Origin of the sequence: Telluria sp. B2 (assembly GCF_051789535.1) — a bacterium.
Classification (GTDB): domain Bacteria; phylum Pseudomonadota; class Gammaproteobacteria; order Burkholderiales; family Burkholderiaceae_D; genus Telluria.
Genome location: NZ_CP196525.1, coordinates 1083971 through 1102107, shown reverse-complemented (window position 1 = coordinate 1102107; position 18137 = coordinate 1083971). Strand labels below are relative to the sequence as shown.

Below are 18137 nucleotides of genomic sequence, written 5' to 3'. Positions count from 1 at the left end.
CATGCGCATCGCCATCGATCTTCGCGCCTGCCAGCAGGCAAACGGCAGCCTGGCCCGCGACAGCTTGGCAGCCGTCCGGGAAATGGCCGGCGCTCCCGGTCCGCACACGGTCTGGATTGCATTTAACAAGCAGTTCCCCGAAACGATCGAACACCTGCGGGCAGCGTTTGCAGGACTGTTGCCGCCGGAGCGCATCCTGACCTATGCGCTCCCGGCGCCCGACGGCACGGCCCGGGTGGAGCGCACGATTGATCTGATCAGGGAGAATTTCTTTGCCAACCTGGATGTCGACATCGTATTCACGCCGGGCTTGTCCTCGACTGCCAATACCGTCTGTCCCCCGCCTTCTCCTCACTTCCTGACTGCCGTCGGTGTTTCCTCCGACCCCGGATCGACGCACACGCAGCCGCCTGGCGCGCTCGTCGTCGAGATCGATGCCGACGCGGCCGCCGTCGCGCGCCGGGCTTTTGGAACGTTCGAGCTGGCGCTGCGCCAACGGCCGGCCCACCCCATGCCGCCGGCACGCCCGGCCCTCGCCTGGATTGCCGCGCAAGCGCCAGGCAGCACCAGCCTGCAAGTCCGGCTGCTCGCGGAACTGGCCCGGAGCTACTCCTTGTGCCTGGTCGTCCCGGCGCTCGGCCCGGCAGACGAAAGCCTCCCCTTCCCGCTGCGCAGCCTCGACTGGTTCGAGGAACACGCGAGCACATTCGACCGTATTGTCTATGCCATTGGCAATTCCCAACGGCATCGCTTCGTGCCCCCACTCCTGGCACGCCATCCGGGCATTGTCGTCCTCGAAGACTTCTTCCTTGGCGAACTGTTCGACGGCGCGGGCCAAGCACCAGCCTTGCGCATGGCCCTGTTCGAGTCGCATGGCTATACCGGACTGGCCGACGAGCCGGCCCTGGGCCTTGCCGGCATAGCCGGCAAGTATCCCCTGAATAAGCCTGTGCTCGACCTCGCCGTCGGGGTGATCGTCGACTCGGCGGACCTGATCACGCAAGCCGAAGCCTGGTACGGCCGCGGCATCGCCGAGCGCTGGCGCTGCATCCCGGCACGACAGGACAAGCATGCAGAACAGTCTTGCACCGCACGTTGCGCGTCCTACGTCGACGCCATCGAAGCCTTCACGCGCCACAGCCCGGCGGCTCACTACCGCGCGCTGCTGCAAGCACTGCGGTCGAACGATTGCCCGCGCGATGCGCGCCATCCCGAACTGCTGGCCGCTGCCATGTCGATCGCCGACAACCAGCCTGCCGTGCCGCCGCGCCAGTTGCTGGTGGACGTATCCGCAATCGTGCAACTGGATGCAAAAACCGGCATCTCGCGGGTAGTGCGCAGCATCCTCCTGGCCCTGATCACCGCGCCGCCGCCGGGCTATCGCGTGGAAGCCGTGTACGGCGACGGCGGCAACCGCCGCTACCGTTACGCCCGCAACTTCACGCTGGCCCTGATCGGCGCCGGGCAGATGGAATTGGAAGACGCGCCGATCGAACACCGCCCCGGCGACATCTTCCTCGGCCTCGACGTGGCTGCCAGCATCACGACGCAGAACGCGGCGCTGCTGACGGACATGCGCAATCACGGGGTCCAGGTATTTTTCGTGGTGTACGACATCCTTCCGCTGCAACTGCCGGACAAATTCGCTTACGGCACCGATGCCTATTTCCGGAAATACCTGGAAACGATCGCGCGCCATGCGGATGGTCTGCTGTGCAATACACGCGCCACCGCCGACATGCTCGCCGAATGGGTCATGGCGCACCCACCGGCGCGGTCCGCAGCGCTGCACATCGGCCACTTCCACCTGGGAGCCGACCTGGACGCCAGCGCCCCCAGTGCCGGCTTGCCGGCGAACGCTCAGGCCATCCTCCAAGCGACGACGCAACGGCCGACGCTGCTGATGGTAGGCACGCTGGAGCCACGCAAGGCCCAGGCCCAGGCGCTGGCGGCCCTGGAACTGCTGTGGTCCGAGGGCGCGGATGTCAACCTGGTCATTGTCGGCAAGCCTGGCTGGATGGTCGAACCGCTGATCAAGAAACTGAAGACGCATGCGCAACTGGATGCGCGCCTGTTCTGGCTTGACGAGGCGTCCGATGAGATGCTCGAGACGCTGTACCGGTCGTGCTCGGCCCTGCTCGCCCCCTCCCTCGGCGAGGGCTTCGGCCTGCCGCTGATCGAGGCAGCCCAGCACGGGTTGCCGGTCATCGCCCGCAGGCTTCGGGTATTCGAGGAGATCTGCAGGGAGCACGCGTCTTATTTCGAAGGCGAGACGCCACAGGAGCTGGCCGAGGCCCTGCGTGCGTGGCTGGCCCTGTTCGCCGCCGGCCAGGCCCCTGTATCGGCCGGGCTGCCGTGGCTCACCTGGTCCGAAAGCGCTCGCAAGCTGCTCGGTTGTGTGATTGACCAGCAGTGGGACCGCAGTTTGCCGGGCACGTCCAGCGGCTTATAATACTGCCTGTCCACGAATTCTCCCCTTAGCATCTATGCAAGCCACCACCGACCTGGCCAGCTCTACCGGCTCGCCCGACACGGGCCGCTACGTCAACATCGCGGCCTACAAATTCATTTCCTTCGACAACACCGAAGAGATGCGCCCGCAGTTCCAGGCCCTGTGCCAGGAGCTCAACCTGAAGGGCACGATCCTGCTGACGCCGGAAGGCATTAACATGTTCCTGTCCGGCCTGCCGGCCGACATCGAGCAGTACCTGGCATGGCTGCGCAAGGACCCGCGCTTTGCCGATATCGAAGTCAAGTACAGTTATTCGAACGAGCAATCGCACAAGCGCATGCTGGTGAAGATCAAGAAAGAGATCATCACCATGCGTATGCCGCTGATCAAGCCTGAGCTCGGCCGCGCGCCCTCGGTCGACGCGGCCACGCTCAAGCGCTGGCTCGACCAGGGCTTTGATGACAACGGCAAGCCGGTCGTGATGGTCGACACCCGCAACGACTTCGAAGTCGACGTCGGCACCTTCGACAACACGGTCGATTACCGCATCGCCAAGTTCACCGAGTTCCCGGAAGTGATCGCCGCGCACAAGGACGACTTCGCGGGCAAGACCGTGGTCACCTTCTGCACCGGCGGCATCCGCTGCGAAAAGGCGGCGATCCACATGCAGAACATCGGCTACGACAACGTCTACCAGCTCGAAGGCGGCATCCTGAAGTACTTCGAGGAAGTCGGCGGCGCCCACTACACCGGCGACTGCTTCGTGTTCGACTACCGTACCGCGCTCAACCCGAAGCTGGAGCCAACCGAGACCGTGCAGTGCTTCGCCTGCCGCGCGGTGGTCACGCCGCGCCAGCAGTTGTCGCCGGACTATGTGTACGGGGTGTCTTGCCCGCATTGCGCAGGCGCGGCCTGAGATCCCATGCGTCCAGCCCCCCACCTGCGCGAGCCCGCTCCGCCCCTGCATAGTGTGTTGCTGCGGCGAGCGATCGGCATAGTGGTCAACCTGCCCGCGCTCAGGCGGGTCGCACTGCGTGTGGCACTGCGCTACCCCGGACTGGTGCAGCGTTTCAAGCGCCATTTGAAGGATGTGATGCTGCCGGCCGGTCCCAGCCTGCCAGCCTTGACGGCGCCCGGCCCCTCAGGTCCGGCCACCCGGCTTGGGCCACCCTTCAAGGAGCTGATCCTCGACGAACTGCATCGCCTCGATGCGCCTTCCGGGGAAGGCAAAGCGTAGATGCGGCTGATTTTCGACCTGTTCCCGACCCAAAGCGAGTCACGTTATCGCGGAATTGGCCGCTTTACGCTGTCGCTGGCCAAGGCCATGGCGGCCCAGGCCGGCGGGCGTGACCTGCGCTTGCTTGCCAACGGCCTGTATCCGGATTCGGCAGAACAATTTCGCACCGAGTTTGCCGGCCTCGTGGCACCCGGTGCCTATGCCTGCTATACCCACCTGCCCCTGGACCCGCGTAATACCGACGATCTGCACCAGGAACAACTAGCCTCAGCCTTGGTCCATACAGCCTATCAGGCGATCGGTGCCGATGTAGTGCTGTGCGCCAGCCCGTTCGAAGGGTGGTGCGAACGCGGTGTCGTGCCCCAGGCCGCGGGCCGGCTCCCGGCAGGCCTGAAGGTGGCAGTGCTCCACGATCTCATTCCGTGGCTGTTCCCGGAACAGCATCTCGATCCGGTACCGGATTACAAGCAGTGGTACACGCGCCGGCTTGCCGCACTCGGGCAATACGATTTGCTGCTTGCAAATTCGGAGGCGACTCGCGCCGACGCGATACGACTGCTGGGCCTGACACCGGAACGGGTGGTCAACATTTTCGCCGCCGCCGATACGACTTTCCGCCAGCTGCCACCCGACGCGCTCTCAGCGACCGACCTCGACCGCTTCGGCATCGACCGTCCCTTCGTGCTTTATACAGGCAACAGCGACTACCGCAAGAACTTGGCAGGTATGCTCAGTGCGTTCGCCCGGCTGCCGCGCGCGGTGCGCGATACCCACCAGTTGGTGGTCAACCAGGTCGGTCATGTCGAGATGTTCATGCTGCAGGTTGCCGCCGCCGGACTGGCGCGCGACAGTGTCGTCGTCACCGGCCGCATTTCCGACGACGAGCTGCGAGCCCTGTACAATCGCTGCAAGGTCTTCGTTTTCCCGTCTCTGTACGAGGGCTTCGGCCTTCCGGTTCTCGAGGCGATGGCCTGCGGCGCCCCCGTCATTGCAGGCGACAATTCATCGATCCCCGAGGTGGTCGGCCGCTCCGACTCCCTGTTCGACGCCTCGTCGCCGGAAGATATCTCGGTCAAACTGCTGCGCACGCTGACCGACGATGCCTGGCGTGCCGAATTGTCCGCACATGGCCTGGCGCACGCTACCCGGTTTAGCTGGGACAAAACCGCCGCCGCCGCGTGGCAGGCAATCGACACGGCGCTGGCGGCACAGCGCGCGGCGCTGGCAAACCCGCTGCAGCACGGCGCACCACGCCTGCGTATTGCCGCTGTCGTTCCTCTGCCTGAGGGCCCGGCGCGGAAACGTGCGCTGCGGCTCGTGCACGCCCTGTCGCCCTATGCTGATGTTGCGCTGGTCGATGACACCGTCTTCCCCGACGCGGCACAGAAGACCTTGTCGCGCGGGGACCTGGCCCGGCAATGGAACCGCTTCGACACGATGCTCTACATTGCGCAGCACGACACCCTGGCGCCGGACCTGGTGACCCTGATCCGCAGCGCTCCCGGTGTGCTCCTGCTGCTCGGCGGCCTTGATACGGCGACATGCGCCGGCTTGCCGGGAAACGCTGCCGAAGCCAGCCAGCTGCTGCGCGACGAAGGCCTGCAAGGACTGGTTGCCCGGCATCGCAACGCGGCCAACCGGACCGGATCCGCGATGCCGCTCGGCCGCAGCCTGCTCGAAGCATTGCGCTGCCTGGTGCTCGAGGAGAAAGGAACGGCCACCCTGCTGCAACAGACCTGCGCGCCAGGTACCCTGCCGGCACTGGCGGTGCTTGGCGCCGCAGACGAGCAGGAAAGGGCGCGGCACCTGGCCGCTGCGCTGCGAATGGGCGCCGACAGGAGCTGGCGCGCGGCCGCGGCGCATGTCGCGGCCGCATGGCGTAGCGGGCGGTGCGACGAATCAGTGCTCGACGAGGCGGCGCAGTACGCGGAGCGCAACCTGCGCCTGAATCGTAGCGGCCGCATCCTAGTCGACGCCACCCGGCTCGGGCCGGGGGCCGGTGCCGAGCCTATCGCGTCCTCGCTGCGCGACCTGGTCCACGACATGTGCAATTGCGCGGAGGCGGCGACGCCGATCGAGCTCGTGCGGGTCGACGAAGGTAAGCTGTACAGGGCGAGCGCTGCCGCCAGCGCGCTGTTCGCGATCGACTCCGGCGCCTTCCCCGCCGAGCAGATCGATATCCAGCCCGGCGATGTCCTGTTCATGCCAGACGCGGACTGGGGAAGGCATCAGCTGTTCCTGCCTGTCTTCGAGGCGGTGCGCCAGTTCGGCGGCCGCATCGTCGCCAGCGCGCCGCCGCTTGCCGGGCCGGCAGGGACGGTGGCTGCCGGCAACACGGACGCGGACCGACTACACGAGGAATTCGCGGCGGCAGTGCGCCACAGCGACCTGCTGCTCTGCCTTTCGCAGGCCGAGGGCGCTGCAATCCAGCAACGCATCGCCGAACACAGGCTCGAACACGCTGCAGGGCTGCGGATCCTGCCCTGGCAGGGCAGCGCTGCGAGTGCGCTTGCGCTGCTGCGGGCGAGTTTCGACTGACGGCGCCTTGGCGCCAGCCAGCGGGATTTCCGTCCGGGCTCAACGGCTTATAATGGCGGCTGATCAGAATACGCTAGTTGGCAATCATGCAAACCACCCCACGCAGCGCGCCCATCGCCAGCACCGTCGCCCCGGGCACGGGCCGCTACGTCAACATCGCGGCCTACAAATTCATTTCCTTCGACAACACCGAAGAGATGCGCCCGCAGTTCCAGGCCCTGTGCCAGGAGCTCAACCTGAAGGGCACGATCCTGCTGACGCCGGAAGGCATTAACATGTTCCTGTCCGGCCTGCCGGCCGACATCGAGCAGTACCTGGCATGGCTGCGCAAGGACCCGCGCTTTGCCGATATCGAAGTCAAGTACAGTTATTCGAACGAGCAATCGCACAAGCGCATGCTGGTGAAGATCAAGAAAGAGATCATCACCATGCGTATGCCGCTGATCAAGCCTGAGCTCGGCCGCGCGCCCTCGGTCGACGCGGCCACGCTCAAGCGCTGGCTCGACCAGGGCTTTGATGACAACGGCAAGCCGGTCGTGATGGTCGACACCCGCAACGACTTCGAAGTCGACGTCGGCACCTTCGACAACACGGTCGATTACCGCATCGCCAAGTTCACCGAGTTCCCGGAAGTGATCGCCGCGCACAAGGACGACTTCGCGGGCAAGACCGTGGTCACGCCGCGCCAGCAACTCTCGCCGGACTACGTCTATGGGGTGTCGTGTCCGCACTGTGCGGGGAACGGGCCATGAGCGTCCTGGCCCTGCAACGCATTGCCGTCCGCATCCCTTGTGACAACGAAGCCCCGACGGTGCGCACCGATGCGTGAAGCTCCGCGCCAGTTCGCCAGCTTCGCGCTGGTCGGGGTCGCCGGGCTGGTGGTCGACATCGCCGTGCTGTACGCCTGCCTGTGGATCGGCCTGGGTTACTACTCCGGCCGCCTGTGCTCGTTCCTGGCCGCCGTCTGGGCCACCTGGGAACTCAACCGCAGGTACACCTTCGCCGGCGGCGAGTCCGCGACGGCCCGCCCACAATGGTGGCGTTACCTGCTGGCCATGCTCGGCGGCGGCATGGTCAATTACCTGGCCTACAGCGCGGTCGTATCGCTCGCACCCGGCCTGCCCTTCCTCCCGGGAGTAGCGGTGGCTGCCGGTTCGCTCGCCGGCATGCTCGTCAATTTTTCAAGCGCCAAATTCCTCGTATTCAAACAGTAATGATCGGGAATGGATGAAACCGGCCAAGCGCGCTTCGCGGCGGGCCACTCATCAATGTTGCATGTTATGATTGCAGCCTTTTCAACTGCGGCTCCTGGCCGGCATGGCAGCGATATCGTCGCTTCGCCAGCAGCGCCAGCTTCGACATCCCAGGTTTCTTCCTCATATGAATAACGCAGCGGGACACAGCTCGCCTTGCCGTCATGCGTAAGGGACTCGCCCACACCAACCGCATGGTCGTGGCGGCCTTGCGGCGCCTGGTGTCCGCCACGTCGCGCCAGCCCCAGCTCAAGCGTGCGGCACGCGTGCTGCTGGCACGCATTCCCGGCCTCCAACCGCGCCTGCGCGCTTTCCTGTATCGCAGTATGTGGACAAACCAGTCCGGTATGGCGCCGCCTGAGCCCATGATCGGCAACGAGGCGCCGGTCAGGACGGCGCGCATCTTCCGGGAGTTGAAACAGGCGCAACAGGCAAGGAAAGACCGGTGCGAATAGTCATCGACATGCAGGGTGCCCAGTCCGCAAGCCGCTCGCGTGAAATCGGACGCCGTTCGCTGGCTTTGGCGCTGGCCGTCGCACGCAATGCTGGCGACCACGAACTGTGGCTGGTCCTGAACGGCGCGCTCGGCGCCGCGATCGAGGAGATCCGCGAGGCCTTTGCCGGACTGGTTTCGCGCGAACGCGTCCGCGTGTTCGACATCCTCTGCCCTTGCGCCGAAAGCGACCCGCGCAACAGCCCCCGCGCCCGCGCCAGTGAACTGCTGCGCGAATATTTCATTGCCCAGATCCAGCCGGACGCCGTGCTCGTGACCAGCCTGTTCGAAGGTTACGCCGATGACGCGGTCGTATCGGTTGGCCGCTTCATGCCGGGCATCACGACCGCCGTCATCCTGCACGCCCCTGCTCCATTGCCCGGTCCTGGCGTCGCCCCCGGCACGGCAGTGCAACGCGAGTATGACGACAGGAAGATCGCGTCGCTGCGCGCAGCCGGATTGCTGCTGGCCACCTGCGACCACGCGCGCCAGCAGGCGCTCGATGCTCTCGGCCTGGCGCCGGAACAGGTCGTTACGATTGCCACGGCGGCCGACTCCGGCTGGGACCATAGCGCGCTGCGCGTCCTGGAGACACTCGAGCAGCGCCATTGCGCCCAGGATGCCATGCCGGCGCAGCACTTGCCTGACAAACCGCGGATCGCGTTCGTGTCGCCACTGCCGCCTGCGCGCACCGGGGTCGCCGATTATGCGGTCCGTGTACTGCCGACGCTGCTGCCTCGTTTCGAGATCGACCTGATCGTCGAACACAAATCCGTCAGCCTTCCTCCCGAGCTCGCCAAGCTCGCATGCCGCGATGTAGCCTGGCTGCGCAGCCATGCCGGCGACTACGACCATATCGTCTACCAGCTGGGCAACAACCCCCTCCACAGCTACATGCTGCCGCTGCTTGCAGAGCATCCCGGCGTCGTCGTGCTGCACGATTTTTACCTGAGCAGCACCCTCGCCTACGAACAGATGACCGGTGCCATGCCGGGCATCTGGACACACGCATTGTTTGCCTCGCACGGTTATCGCGCCTTGCAGATGAGCCCGACGACGGAAGGCTGGGAACAGGCGCAGCGCCGCTATCCGAGCAACCTCGATGTCCTGCAGGATGCCAGCCACGTGATCGTGCATTCGGCATTCACGCGTCAACTTGCCCGCGAGTGGTACGGCGCCGAGGCGGGGGAAGACTGGACCATCGTTCCGCTGCCGCGTGCCCTGCCCGCAGTGCACGACCGGTCCGCAGCGCGGGCCGCGCTCGGCATTGCCCCCGAGGCTTTCGTGGTGTGCAACTTCGGTTTCGTCGCGCCGACCAAGCATTGCCTCGAACTCGTGCAGGCCTGGGTCGCCGCCGGGCTGCACCGGGACTCCGCGTGCGAACTAGTCTTTGTCGGCGAGAACGACCGCCAGGATTATGGCGCGCAGCTGTCCGCGGCGATCCGTGAGGCCTACGCGGGCAACCGCATCCGGATCACCGGCTGGATCTCGGACGACGATTACCTGCTTTACCTGCAGGCGGCTGATGCCGGGGTCCAGCTGCGCACGGGTTCGCGCGGCGAGACTTCCGGTACCGCCCTCGATTGCCTGATCCATGGTCTGCCGACGATATTGAACGCTAACGGCTCGATGGCCGAGTTTCCGGGCGACGCCGTCTGCATGCTGCCGGACCGCTTCAGCATCGGCGACCTGGCCGGCGCGCTGGGCCTGCTGCGCAGCGATCCGGCGCAGCGGCGCAGGCTGGGCGAAGCGGCGCTCGCCTTCGTGGCGGAGAAAAACAGCCCGGAGCGTTGCGCGCAGCAGTACGAGCTGGCGCTGGAGCGCGCGGCCGCGCGCCGCCACTGCGGCCGCGCCGCACTGTACGAACGACTGCTCGACATACGGGAACTCGCATTCGACGACGCGGTGCTGCACCAATGCGCCCGCAGCATTGCGCGGGCGCGCGATCCGCTGGTGCCGCGCCAGCTGCTGGTCGACGTGACCGCCATTGCCCAGCACGATTTAAAGACGGGGATCGAGCGAGTCGTGCGCACCCAGTTGCGGGAACTCCTGCAGCTGGCCGACAGCGGCCTGCGCGTCGAACCAGTGTACTTCCAGCAGGAAGAGGGAGTGCTGCGTTGCCGTTACGCGCGCCGCTACGCCGCCCGCCTGCTCGGGATCGAGGGCGCGATGCCCGCAGGCGACGCCTTGGTCGACGTCCAAGCGGGTGACATCTACTACAGCGGCGACCACTCGCCGCACGTGACCATGACGGCGGCCCGGGAGGGCCTGTTCGCGAACTGGCGCATGCGCGGCGTCGAGATCAATTTCGTGCTTTACGACCTGCTGCCCGTGCTGCGCCCCGAGTTCTTTCCGCCGAACGCGGACCTCACCCACGGCGCCTGGCTTGCCTGCATCGCAGCCCAGGCGCACAGGGTGATTTGCATCTCGGCCGCCGTGGCGGACGAATTGCATGCATGGCTGGCCAGGACGAGGCCGGCGCAACGCATGCCGCACATCACCTCGCTTCACCTAGGGGCCGACATCGTCAGTACGACGCAAGCACCAGCCCGGCCAAGCGCACGCGCGGGCCAGGTCGCCGCCAGACCGAGTTTCCTCATGGTTGGCACGATCGAGCCGCGCAAGGGCCACCTACAGGCGCTAGACGCCTTCGACCAGCTGTGGGCGGCAGGGGTCGAGGTCAACCTGGTCGTGGTCGGCAACGAAGGCTGGAAGGGGCTGCCGGAAGCGGAAAGGCGCACCATTCCACGCATCGTGGAACGGCTGCGCACCCACCCCGAGCTCGGCCGCCGCCTGCTGTGGCTTACGGGCGTCGACGACGATGAGCTGGACCAGATCTACGGCGCCGCCAGCTGCCTGCTAGCGCCGAGCGAGGGCGAAGGTTTCGGCTTACCGCTCATCGAAGCGGCGCGCCATGGACTGCCGATACTGGCGCGCGAGCTGCCGGTGTTCCGCGAGGTCGGCGGCGATGGCGCCGAGTACTTCAGCGGGCTCGACGGCCCGACCCTGGCGCACGCGGTGCGCGACTGGCTCGCCCGCCAGGCAGCCGGCAGGCACGCCCCGGCCTCGTCGCTGCGATGGATGACCTGGCAAGAAAACGTCCGTCAACTGCTCACGATCCTGAAGACGCCGGCAAGGCGCACAGACATCCAATGAAAATACTCGTCAAGAAAATTGCCCGACACGCCGCCACCGTGCCCGGCCTCGGCCGCCTGGTCCAGATCGCGATCGCCATCGTCCGCCTGCCGGAGCTGCGCGTCGAAGTCGTCGGACTCGCGTCCGGCAGCTACCAGCAGGGCCCAAAGGGCCAGCCGGCCCTCTGGCGCGAAGTCAACGCGCTGCGCGAAAACACCTCGGGCGATGCCAACCTGGCACACTCGGTACCGGTTGCACTACGCAGGCTCACCCGCGAAGTGCATGCGCTGCGCCAGCGGCTCGATGAAACCGGCGTCGGAATGGAGGCAAGCCTGCCCCCGCACGGTGGCCAGGCTTCGAGGCTCGTCGTCGCGCCCGCGCACGCAAGCGCCGTGGGCCTCAAGCTGCATCTTGGCCATAACGGGCCCGCGCCGGCGGGCCATGTGAGCGCCAGCCTGGAAGACATCCCGGGCGCCGTGCCACTGGAGCCCGGCACCGCGGCGGAAATCCAGGTCGCCTACCTGTTCGAGACGTTTTCGCAGGCAGAGCTGCGTGAACACGTGCTGCCGCACCTGCGCGCCTGCCTGCAAACCGGTGGACGCCTGCGCGTACTATACGCCGACGCCGGCGCCGCACTTGCCGCCTATGCCCAAGGCGAGTGCGCCTACGACGAACTGCGCGAAGCGCTCTTCGGCGGCGCACAAGCCGACAGCCCGCTGCAGCTGAACATGCTGAGCCCGTCCAGCCTCGCCACGCTTCTGGGCGAGGCTGGATTCACAGTTTCGCATGCCGCGGACACCGGCATGCGCGACGGGCGACGCCATACCTTTGAGACCGTCGCCGAGAAGTCCTCATCTGATTCGTCCGTGCCCTGAGAGCCACCATGCCACCGAGCTTTTCGATCGTTATCAATACCCTGAACCGCGCAACGCTGCTCGCAAAAACGCTGGACAGCCTGCGCTGGCTGAAATACCGCGGCGCGTTCGAAGTTATCGTCGTCAACGGCCCATCCACCGACCACTCGCAGGAGGTGATCGAGTCCTGGCTGCCCGCGATCCGCGTGGCGCGCTGCGAGGTCGCGAATCTCTCCGTTTCGCGCAACATCGGTATCTGCATGGCACGCGGCGACATCGTCGCGTTCATCGACGACGACGCGATTCCCGAGCCGGAGTGGCTCGAGCAGCTCGCCCGTGCCTATGACCATCCATCGGTAGGAGCCGCCGGGGGACTGGTGTTCGACCAGACCGGTTATTCGTACCAGTACGAATACTCCACCGCGACGCGGCTGGCCAACGCCAACTGGCGCCTGATGCGCCCTGCCGACCACCTGGCCTATCCGGGTGCTTTCGAATTTCCCTACCTGCAAGGCACGAATACCTCGTTCCGGCGCAACGCCCTGCTCGAGGTGGGCGGCTTCGACGAGGAAATCGAGTACTACCTGGACGAGACCGAATTGTGCTGCCGACTGGCAGATGCCGGCTACCTGATCCGGCAATTGTCGAACGCGTACGTTCACCACAAGTTCGCACCGAGCAATATCCGTAACGAGCACAAGATCACGCGCTATCGCTACCCGGTCATCAAGAACAAACTATATTTCTCCCTCAAGCACGGACGCGAATACGTGCCGCTCGCTGATATCCTTGCCGACAACAAGCGTTTCGTCGAAGAGCAGACACGGGAAGTCGAAGGCCATATCGGCGCAGGCCGCCTGCCTGCCAGCGAGCGCGAGGCGCTCGCCGGACAGGTGCGCAGTGCGTGGGAGCGGGGGATGGCGCGTGGCTTGTCCGGCGCCTACGAATACATTACCCCCAAAAAGCAGCGGGCCTGGGCCGGCGATTTCCTCCCTTTCGACCGAGTGATCTCGGCGCAGGCACCGAAAGCCATCGTGTTCGTCGCGCGCAAACTGGCCGCCGCCCAAGAACAGCTGGGGCGCAGGCTGGCTGCGCAGGGCCATATCGTGTGCGTCATCACCGGCAGCCCGGATGTCAATCGCGTCGACCTCGAAGATGGAGTATGGGTGCACAGGATCGTGGCACAAGATGGACGGAATTGGGTCGGCGCGGTGCGCGACGAGCTACGCCGCATCGCCAGCCATCGACACATCGACGCCGTCGAAGCGATTGCCGACGGCGACAAGGCTGCCGTGCAGGACGACGGCTGGCCTGTGATGCCGAGTGTCGCAGCGGCGTTGGACGCAGCCGCCCCGTCCGCTGCGTGAGGGTTGTCCGGACGCGATGATCCGTTCGCTATGGCGACTGAGCGACTGCGTGCGCTGCCTGCCGCAACGCCTGGTACGCGCGCCTTTCTGCGCCCGCGAATGGCTGACTATATTATAATTAAGCAGTTTTGTTCGGCGTCCATACCAGTTAGTCCAGCCGTCTGGATCACGCTCGGCCAGTATTCCTTCACGTCTTGATTGCCGTTATATTCCGGCATCACCAGCTGGTCTGCAGTACTGCGCTTACGCCGTTTGCCGACTCGTTCCTGAGTGAATTTATGAAGGCGAGACCGCCTTGGCAGTACCTTTTATTTTCCAAAGTCGATTCAATGAAAGCATTCTTACGAAAAGTCGTCCGCATGATCGCTCGCTGGCCCTTCATTGGCCGGCTGGTCCGCATTATGGTGGCTGTCATCCGCCTTCCCGAGTTTCGTGAACAGGTCCAGAATGAGGTCGCTCCGTGGCGCCCGGCCAACGCTGGCGCTCATTTGAATCGGGATTTACTGGATCAATTCAAGACAGCCCAACTGCCGACCTTGCTGCAGGCGATCTCCGACCTCAATCATCGGCAACTGGCTGCGGAAAACGACTACGACAACCTGCGCAAATCGGCGCCAGTCGCCTTGCGCAAACTGGTGCGCGACGTGGCGGACTTGCGTAACCAGATCGGCCAGATCGCGCAACGGCTGGCGCCGCTGCCTGGGGACCTGGACAACCTGCGCAGCCGAACGGAAGAGCTGGCCGGCACCGCGGCGCGGGCCGGCAGCAAGGCCGACAGCGTCGGCGAATCGATTGCCTACGCCGTGCAGCGTATCGAATTCGTGCGCCGCGAGCTGATGTTCGAGCTGCGGTACGGGGCCGGGGCACAGGGCGAAGGCAAAGCGCTGACCGTAGCAAGCGAAATCCTGTCCCGGGAAAAGCTCGACGCCGCGCGCCGCGACAAGTTACGCCTGAATCTCGGATGCGGCCACATTACGCTCGACGGCTACATCAACGTCGACCGCCGTGCGCTGCCCGGCGTCGACATCGTCGCCGAAGTCGATTCGCTGCCGCTGGAACCGGGCGAAGCGGACGAGATCTTCTCGTCGCACCTGCTGGAGCACTTCCCCGAGGAACAGCTGCGCCGTGAATTACTGCCTTATTACAATTCGCTGCTGAAAGAGGGTGGCGTGTTTCGTGCAGTGGTTCCGGATGCACAGGCAATGATCGCGCATTACGCGCAAGGGGATTATCCCTATGAGGACCTGCGTGAAGTCCTGTATGGAGCACAGGATTATGACGGCGATTTCCACTTCAATATGTTCACACCGGATTCCATGAGCGCCCTGCTGCGCGAAGCGGGATTCAAGACGCCGAAGATCATTGAGAGCGGACGCAAGAACGGTCGCTGCTACGAGTTTGAAATTGTTGCTGAAAAACAGGTTGCCGCAGCCGCATCGAACTAACGATCTATTCACATGCCTCTTACCTTTTCAATCGTCATCAATACGCTTAACCGCGGCACGCTCCTTGCAAAAACCCTCGAAAGCTTTCGTTGGCTGAAATACGACGGCGAGTTCGAGGTCATTGTGGTGAATGGCCCGTCCACCGATCATTCGCAGGAAGTCATCGATAGCTGGTTGCCGCATATTCGCGCTGCGCGCTGCGATGTCGCCAACCTGTCCATTTCGCGCAATATCGGGATCTGCATGGCGCGCGGCGATGTGGTCGCGTTTATCGACGACGACGCCATTCCGGAACCCGAATGGCTGACGCAACTTGCGGCAGCGTATACCGATGAGGGCGTAGGCGGAGCCGGCGGCCTGGTATTCGACCAGAGCGGATACACCTACCAGTATGAATACTCGACCGCCAACCGGCTGGCCAACGCCAACTGGAAGCTGACGACGAGTGCGGAGCACCTGAGTTTTCCGCACTCCTTCGAATTCCCTTATCTCCAAGGGACCAATGCGTCCTTCCGGCGCACGGCCTTGCTGGAAGTGGGGGGCTTCGATGAAGAACTGGAGTATTACCTCGACGAGACCGAATTGTGCTGCCGCCTGGTCGACGCCGGCTACATCATCCGCCAGCTGGACGAGGCTTACGTTCACCATAAGTTCGCCCCAAGCAATATTCGCGACGAACACAAGATCACGCGCTATCGTTATCCAGTCATCAAGAACAAGCTGTACTTCTCCATCAAGCACGGCCGCCCTTACATGTCCCTGCCCGAGATTCTTGCAGACAACAAGGCGTTTTCCGACCAGCAAGCCGCTGACCTCGAGTTCCATATCGCCGGCGGCAGGCTGCCTGTCAGCGAGCGTGCGGTATTTGCCGACCAGAACGAACGGGCATGGGAACGCGGCTTGGCGCGCGGCCTGGCTGGCACCTACGAATACATCACCCCGGAAAAACAGGCAAAGTGGGATGGCAACTTCCTGCCGTTCAAATGCCTGAATTCGCATCCTGCGCCGCAGTCGATCGTGCTGGTCTCGCGTGACTTCCCGCCCAACCATGGCGGCGGGATCGCCACCTTCAACAAGGACCTTGCCGAGGCACTGGCCGAGCAAGGGCATATCGTCTGCGTCATCACGCAAAGTCCCGACATCAACCGGGTCGACCTAGAAAACGGTGTCTGGGTGCATCGCATGGCTATGCGCGACATGCCCATGCCCCCCGAGGCCAGCGCGCTGAAGGTGCCGCAGCACGTCTGGAACTGGTCGGCAATCGCGCTGGAAGAAGCCGCGCGCATCGCCACGCACCGCCCGATCGATGTCGTGGAAGCACCAATCTGGGATTGCGAAGGGATCGCGTTCCTGCTCAACGGTGCCTGGCCGCTGGTAACGAGCCTGCAGACGACCCTGCACTTCTGGCTTGAATCGCACCCGGAGTCGCGTGCCAATCAGGCCTGGATGAAATCCTTTGGCAACCCGATGCTAGCGCTCGAAAAAAAGGTAATGCAGGAAAGTAATGCAGTACGCTCGATCAGTGTTGCCATCGCACGCGATATTGAACAGGCTTATCAATTCCGTTTTGCGCCGGAACGCGTCGTGATTGCGCCCCTCGGCATGCCGGACACGCCGCCTGCCGACAGCACCGCCGTCCCAGTTCCGGACGGCAAGCCACTGGAAGTGCTGTTTGTCGGCAGGCTGGAACACCGCAAGGGAATCGATGTATTGCTGGCTGCGATCCCGGCGGTGCTGGCGCGCCATCCCGAGGTGCATTTCCGCATCATCGGTGACGATACCCTGCCCTCGGCCGATGGCCGCACCTACAAAGAACATTTCCTGAACAATCGCGCCAGCAAGGCGGTCGCCGACCGGATCCGCTTCGAAGGCAAGGTCGACCAGGCCACCCTGCTCGAGGCTTACCGCCGATGCGACCTGCTCGTGGCCCCGAGCCGATTCGAGTCCTTCGGCCTGATCTTCGTCGAGGCGATGCGCGCAGGCCGTCCGGTCATCGGGTGCGACGCCGGTGGCATGCCCGAAGTCGTTTCTCCTGAGAATGGCATACTCGTGCCGCCAGGTGACCAGCAGGCGCTCGAAAATGCCTTGCTGAAGCTGGTCGCATCGCCGAAGTTACGCAGCGCCATGGGAACGGCCGGACGGCGCCTGTACCTGGAGCGTTTCACCGCGCAGCACATGGCACATGTTTCAGCCGACGTGTATGCGGCTGCCAAAGCGACCCATGAGTGCGGCGCGTGAAGATTTCTTACGTAAACGGGATCTGCCTCAACAATGACGCGATTTCGAATTCGATACGAGACGAGGTCATCTGGCTGAGCGAAGCCCATGACGTGCGGCTCTACACGTATGCGTGCGACAACCCGGCCCTGCCCGCGCGGATCGTCACTGATGTGCGCGACATCGTTTTCGATCCCCATTTCCAGTCCAGCGACCTGGTCGTTTTCCATTTCGGCGTGTTTTACCCGCTGTTCGACCTGCTGCCGGTGGTCCCACGCAATGCCTTGCGCATGGTGGTGTTTCATAACATCACACCCAGGCAATTCGTGGCGTCAGCGGACCATTCATTGATCGACAAGTCCTTCGTGCAAATGTCGAATATGACGTTCGCAGACCATGTCGTGTGCGTCAGCCAAGTCAATCTCGACGTGCTGCGCCAGGCGGGCGTCCACGTCCCGGCCACCGTCCTGCCGCTGGCCCTGCATGCAAGGCCAGCGCTTCCGGAGGCCAAGCCCTCTTTCGAGGACGGCATCCTGCGTTTCGTCTTCGTGGGACGGTTCGTGCGTTCCAAAGGCCCGGCCGAACTGCTCGAGGCCCTGACACAGGTATTGGAAGCGCGCCCTGCCCTGCGTGCCCAGCTCGACCTGATCGGCAACCTGAGGTTTTCCGACCAGACAGTGCTCGCGGAAATGAACACGCTCATCGAATGCCTGCACACACAATTCGGGGCACGCGTGCAGGTCAACCTGCATGGTAGCGCGCCCGAGCAGCTCAAGACCGATTGCTTGGCGCAGGCCGATATCTTCGTCCTCCCCAGTTACCACGAAGGTTTCTGCGTGCCGATCCTCGAAGCGCTGGCGTCGGGATGCCGCGTCATCGCCTACGACAATTCGAACATTCCCCATATTTCAGGCGGCCTGGCAACGCTCGTTCCTTCCGGCGACAAGCACCAGCTCGCGACGGCGATGGGAGAGGTCGCCGATACCTGTGCAGCGTCGGCCTGGCGCGCCGGCGACAGCGACAGCTACGCCACTTTTGCCGGACGGGCCGCGGCCTACGTAGCACAATTCAATCCACATTCAACCAAACAACGGTTTCTTCGTCTAATCGGGCGCCTGATGCCGGCCATCCCGCGGAGCCGTTAAT

General features: G+C 64.3%; 13 protein-coding genes. All 13 read left to right on the top strand.

What is annotated here, in order from left to right:
* The first annotated feature begins 1 nt into the window (after position 1).
* The 13 genes from ACSUZJ_RS04985 (at position 2) to ACSUZJ_RS04925 (ending at position 18136) form a co-directional block, all read left to right on the top strand.
* Positions 2 to 2452 (top strand): glycosyltransferase family 4 protein, encoded by a 2451-nt coding sequence (locus ACSUZJ_RS04985; RefSeq protein ID WP_499413865.1) that lies wholly within the window; start codon positions 2 to 4, stop codon positions 2450 to 2452.
* A 34-nt stretch (positions 2453 to 2486) separates the two neighbouring features.
* A complete protein-coding gene (locus ACSUZJ_RS04980) occupies positions 2487 to 3368 on the top strand; it encodes a sulfurtransferase (protein WP_499413863.1) in 882 nt (293 codons plus the stop codon).
* Positions 3369 to 3374: 6 nt separating this feature from the next.
* Positions 3375 to 3689 carry a hypothetical protein gene (locus ACSUZJ_RS04975; protein ID WP_499413861.1) on the top strand — a complete coding sequence of 105 codons (315 nt, stop codon included), beginning with the start codon at positions 3375 to 3377 and terminating at the stop codon, positions 3687 to 3689.
* Entirely contained in the window at positions 3690 to 6227 is a 2538-nt protein-coding gene (locus ACSUZJ_RS04970; protein ID WP_499413859.1) for a glycosyltransferase family 4 protein, read from the top strand.
* Positions 6228 to 6313: 86 nt separating this feature from the next.
* A complete protein-coding gene (locus ACSUZJ_RS04965) occupies positions 6314 to 6979 on the top strand; it encodes a rhodanese-like domain-containing protein (RefSeq protein WP_499413857.1) in 666 nt (221 codons plus the stop codon).
* A gap of 69 nt (positions 6980 to 7048) precedes the next feature.
* Positions 7049 to 7441 carry a GtrA family protein gene (locus ACSUZJ_RS04960; RefSeq protein ID WP_499413855.1) on the top strand — a complete coding sequence of 131 codons (393 nt, stop codon included), beginning with the start codon at positions 7049 to 7051 and terminating at the stop codon, positions 7439 to 7441.
* A gap of 203 nt (positions 7442 to 7644) precedes the next feature.
* Positions 7645 to 7935 carry a hypothetical protein gene (locus ACSUZJ_RS04955; protein ID WP_499413853.1) on the top strand — a complete coding sequence of 97 codons (291 nt, stop codon included), beginning with the start codon at positions 7645 to 7647 and terminating at the stop codon, positions 7933 to 7935.
* Positions 7926 to 11129, top strand: a complete 3204-nt coding sequence (locus ACSUZJ_RS04950) for a glycosyltransferase (protein ID WP_499413851.1) — start codon at positions 7926 to 7928, stop codon at positions 11127 to 11129. Before ACSUZJ_RS04955 ends, ACSUZJ_RS04950 begins: the two co-directional genes overlap by 10 nt.
* On the top strand, positions 11126 to 11983 hold the full coding sequence (locus ACSUZJ_RS04945) for a hypothetical protein (RefSeq protein ID WP_499413849.1): 858 nt from the start codon (positions 11126 to 11128) through the stop codon (positions 11981 to 11983). The genes ACSUZJ_RS04950 and ACSUZJ_RS04945 overlap by 4 nt, the downstream gene beginning before the upstream one ends.
* Before the next feature lie 8 nt (positions 11984 to 11991).
* Positions 11992 to 13329 (top strand): glycosyltransferase, encoded by a 1338-nt coding sequence (locus ACSUZJ_RS04940; RefSeq protein WP_499413847.1) that lies wholly within the window; start codon positions 11992 to 11994, stop codon positions 13327 to 13329.
* Between the two features lie 359 nt (positions 13330 to 13688).
* Positions 13689 to 14774, top strand: a complete 1086-nt coding sequence (locus ACSUZJ_RS04935) for a class I SAM-dependent methyltransferase (RefSeq protein WP_499413845.1) — start codon at positions 13689 to 13691, stop codon at positions 14772 to 14774.
* 12 nt (positions 14775 to 14786) lie between these two features.
* Positions 14787 to 17012, top strand: coding sequence for a glycosyltransferase (locus ACSUZJ_RS04930; protein ID WP_499413843.1), 2226 nt, complete (start codon positions 14787 to 14789; stop codon positions 17010 to 17012).
* On the top strand, positions 17009 to 18136 hold the full coding sequence (locus ACSUZJ_RS04925; RefSeq protein WP_499413841.1) for a glycosyltransferase family 4 protein: 1128 nt from the start codon (positions 17009 to 17011) through the stop codon (positions 18134 to 18136). Before ACSUZJ_RS04930 ends, ACSUZJ_RS04925 begins: the two co-directional genes overlap by 4 nt.
* Position 18137: the final 1 nt, after the last annotated feature.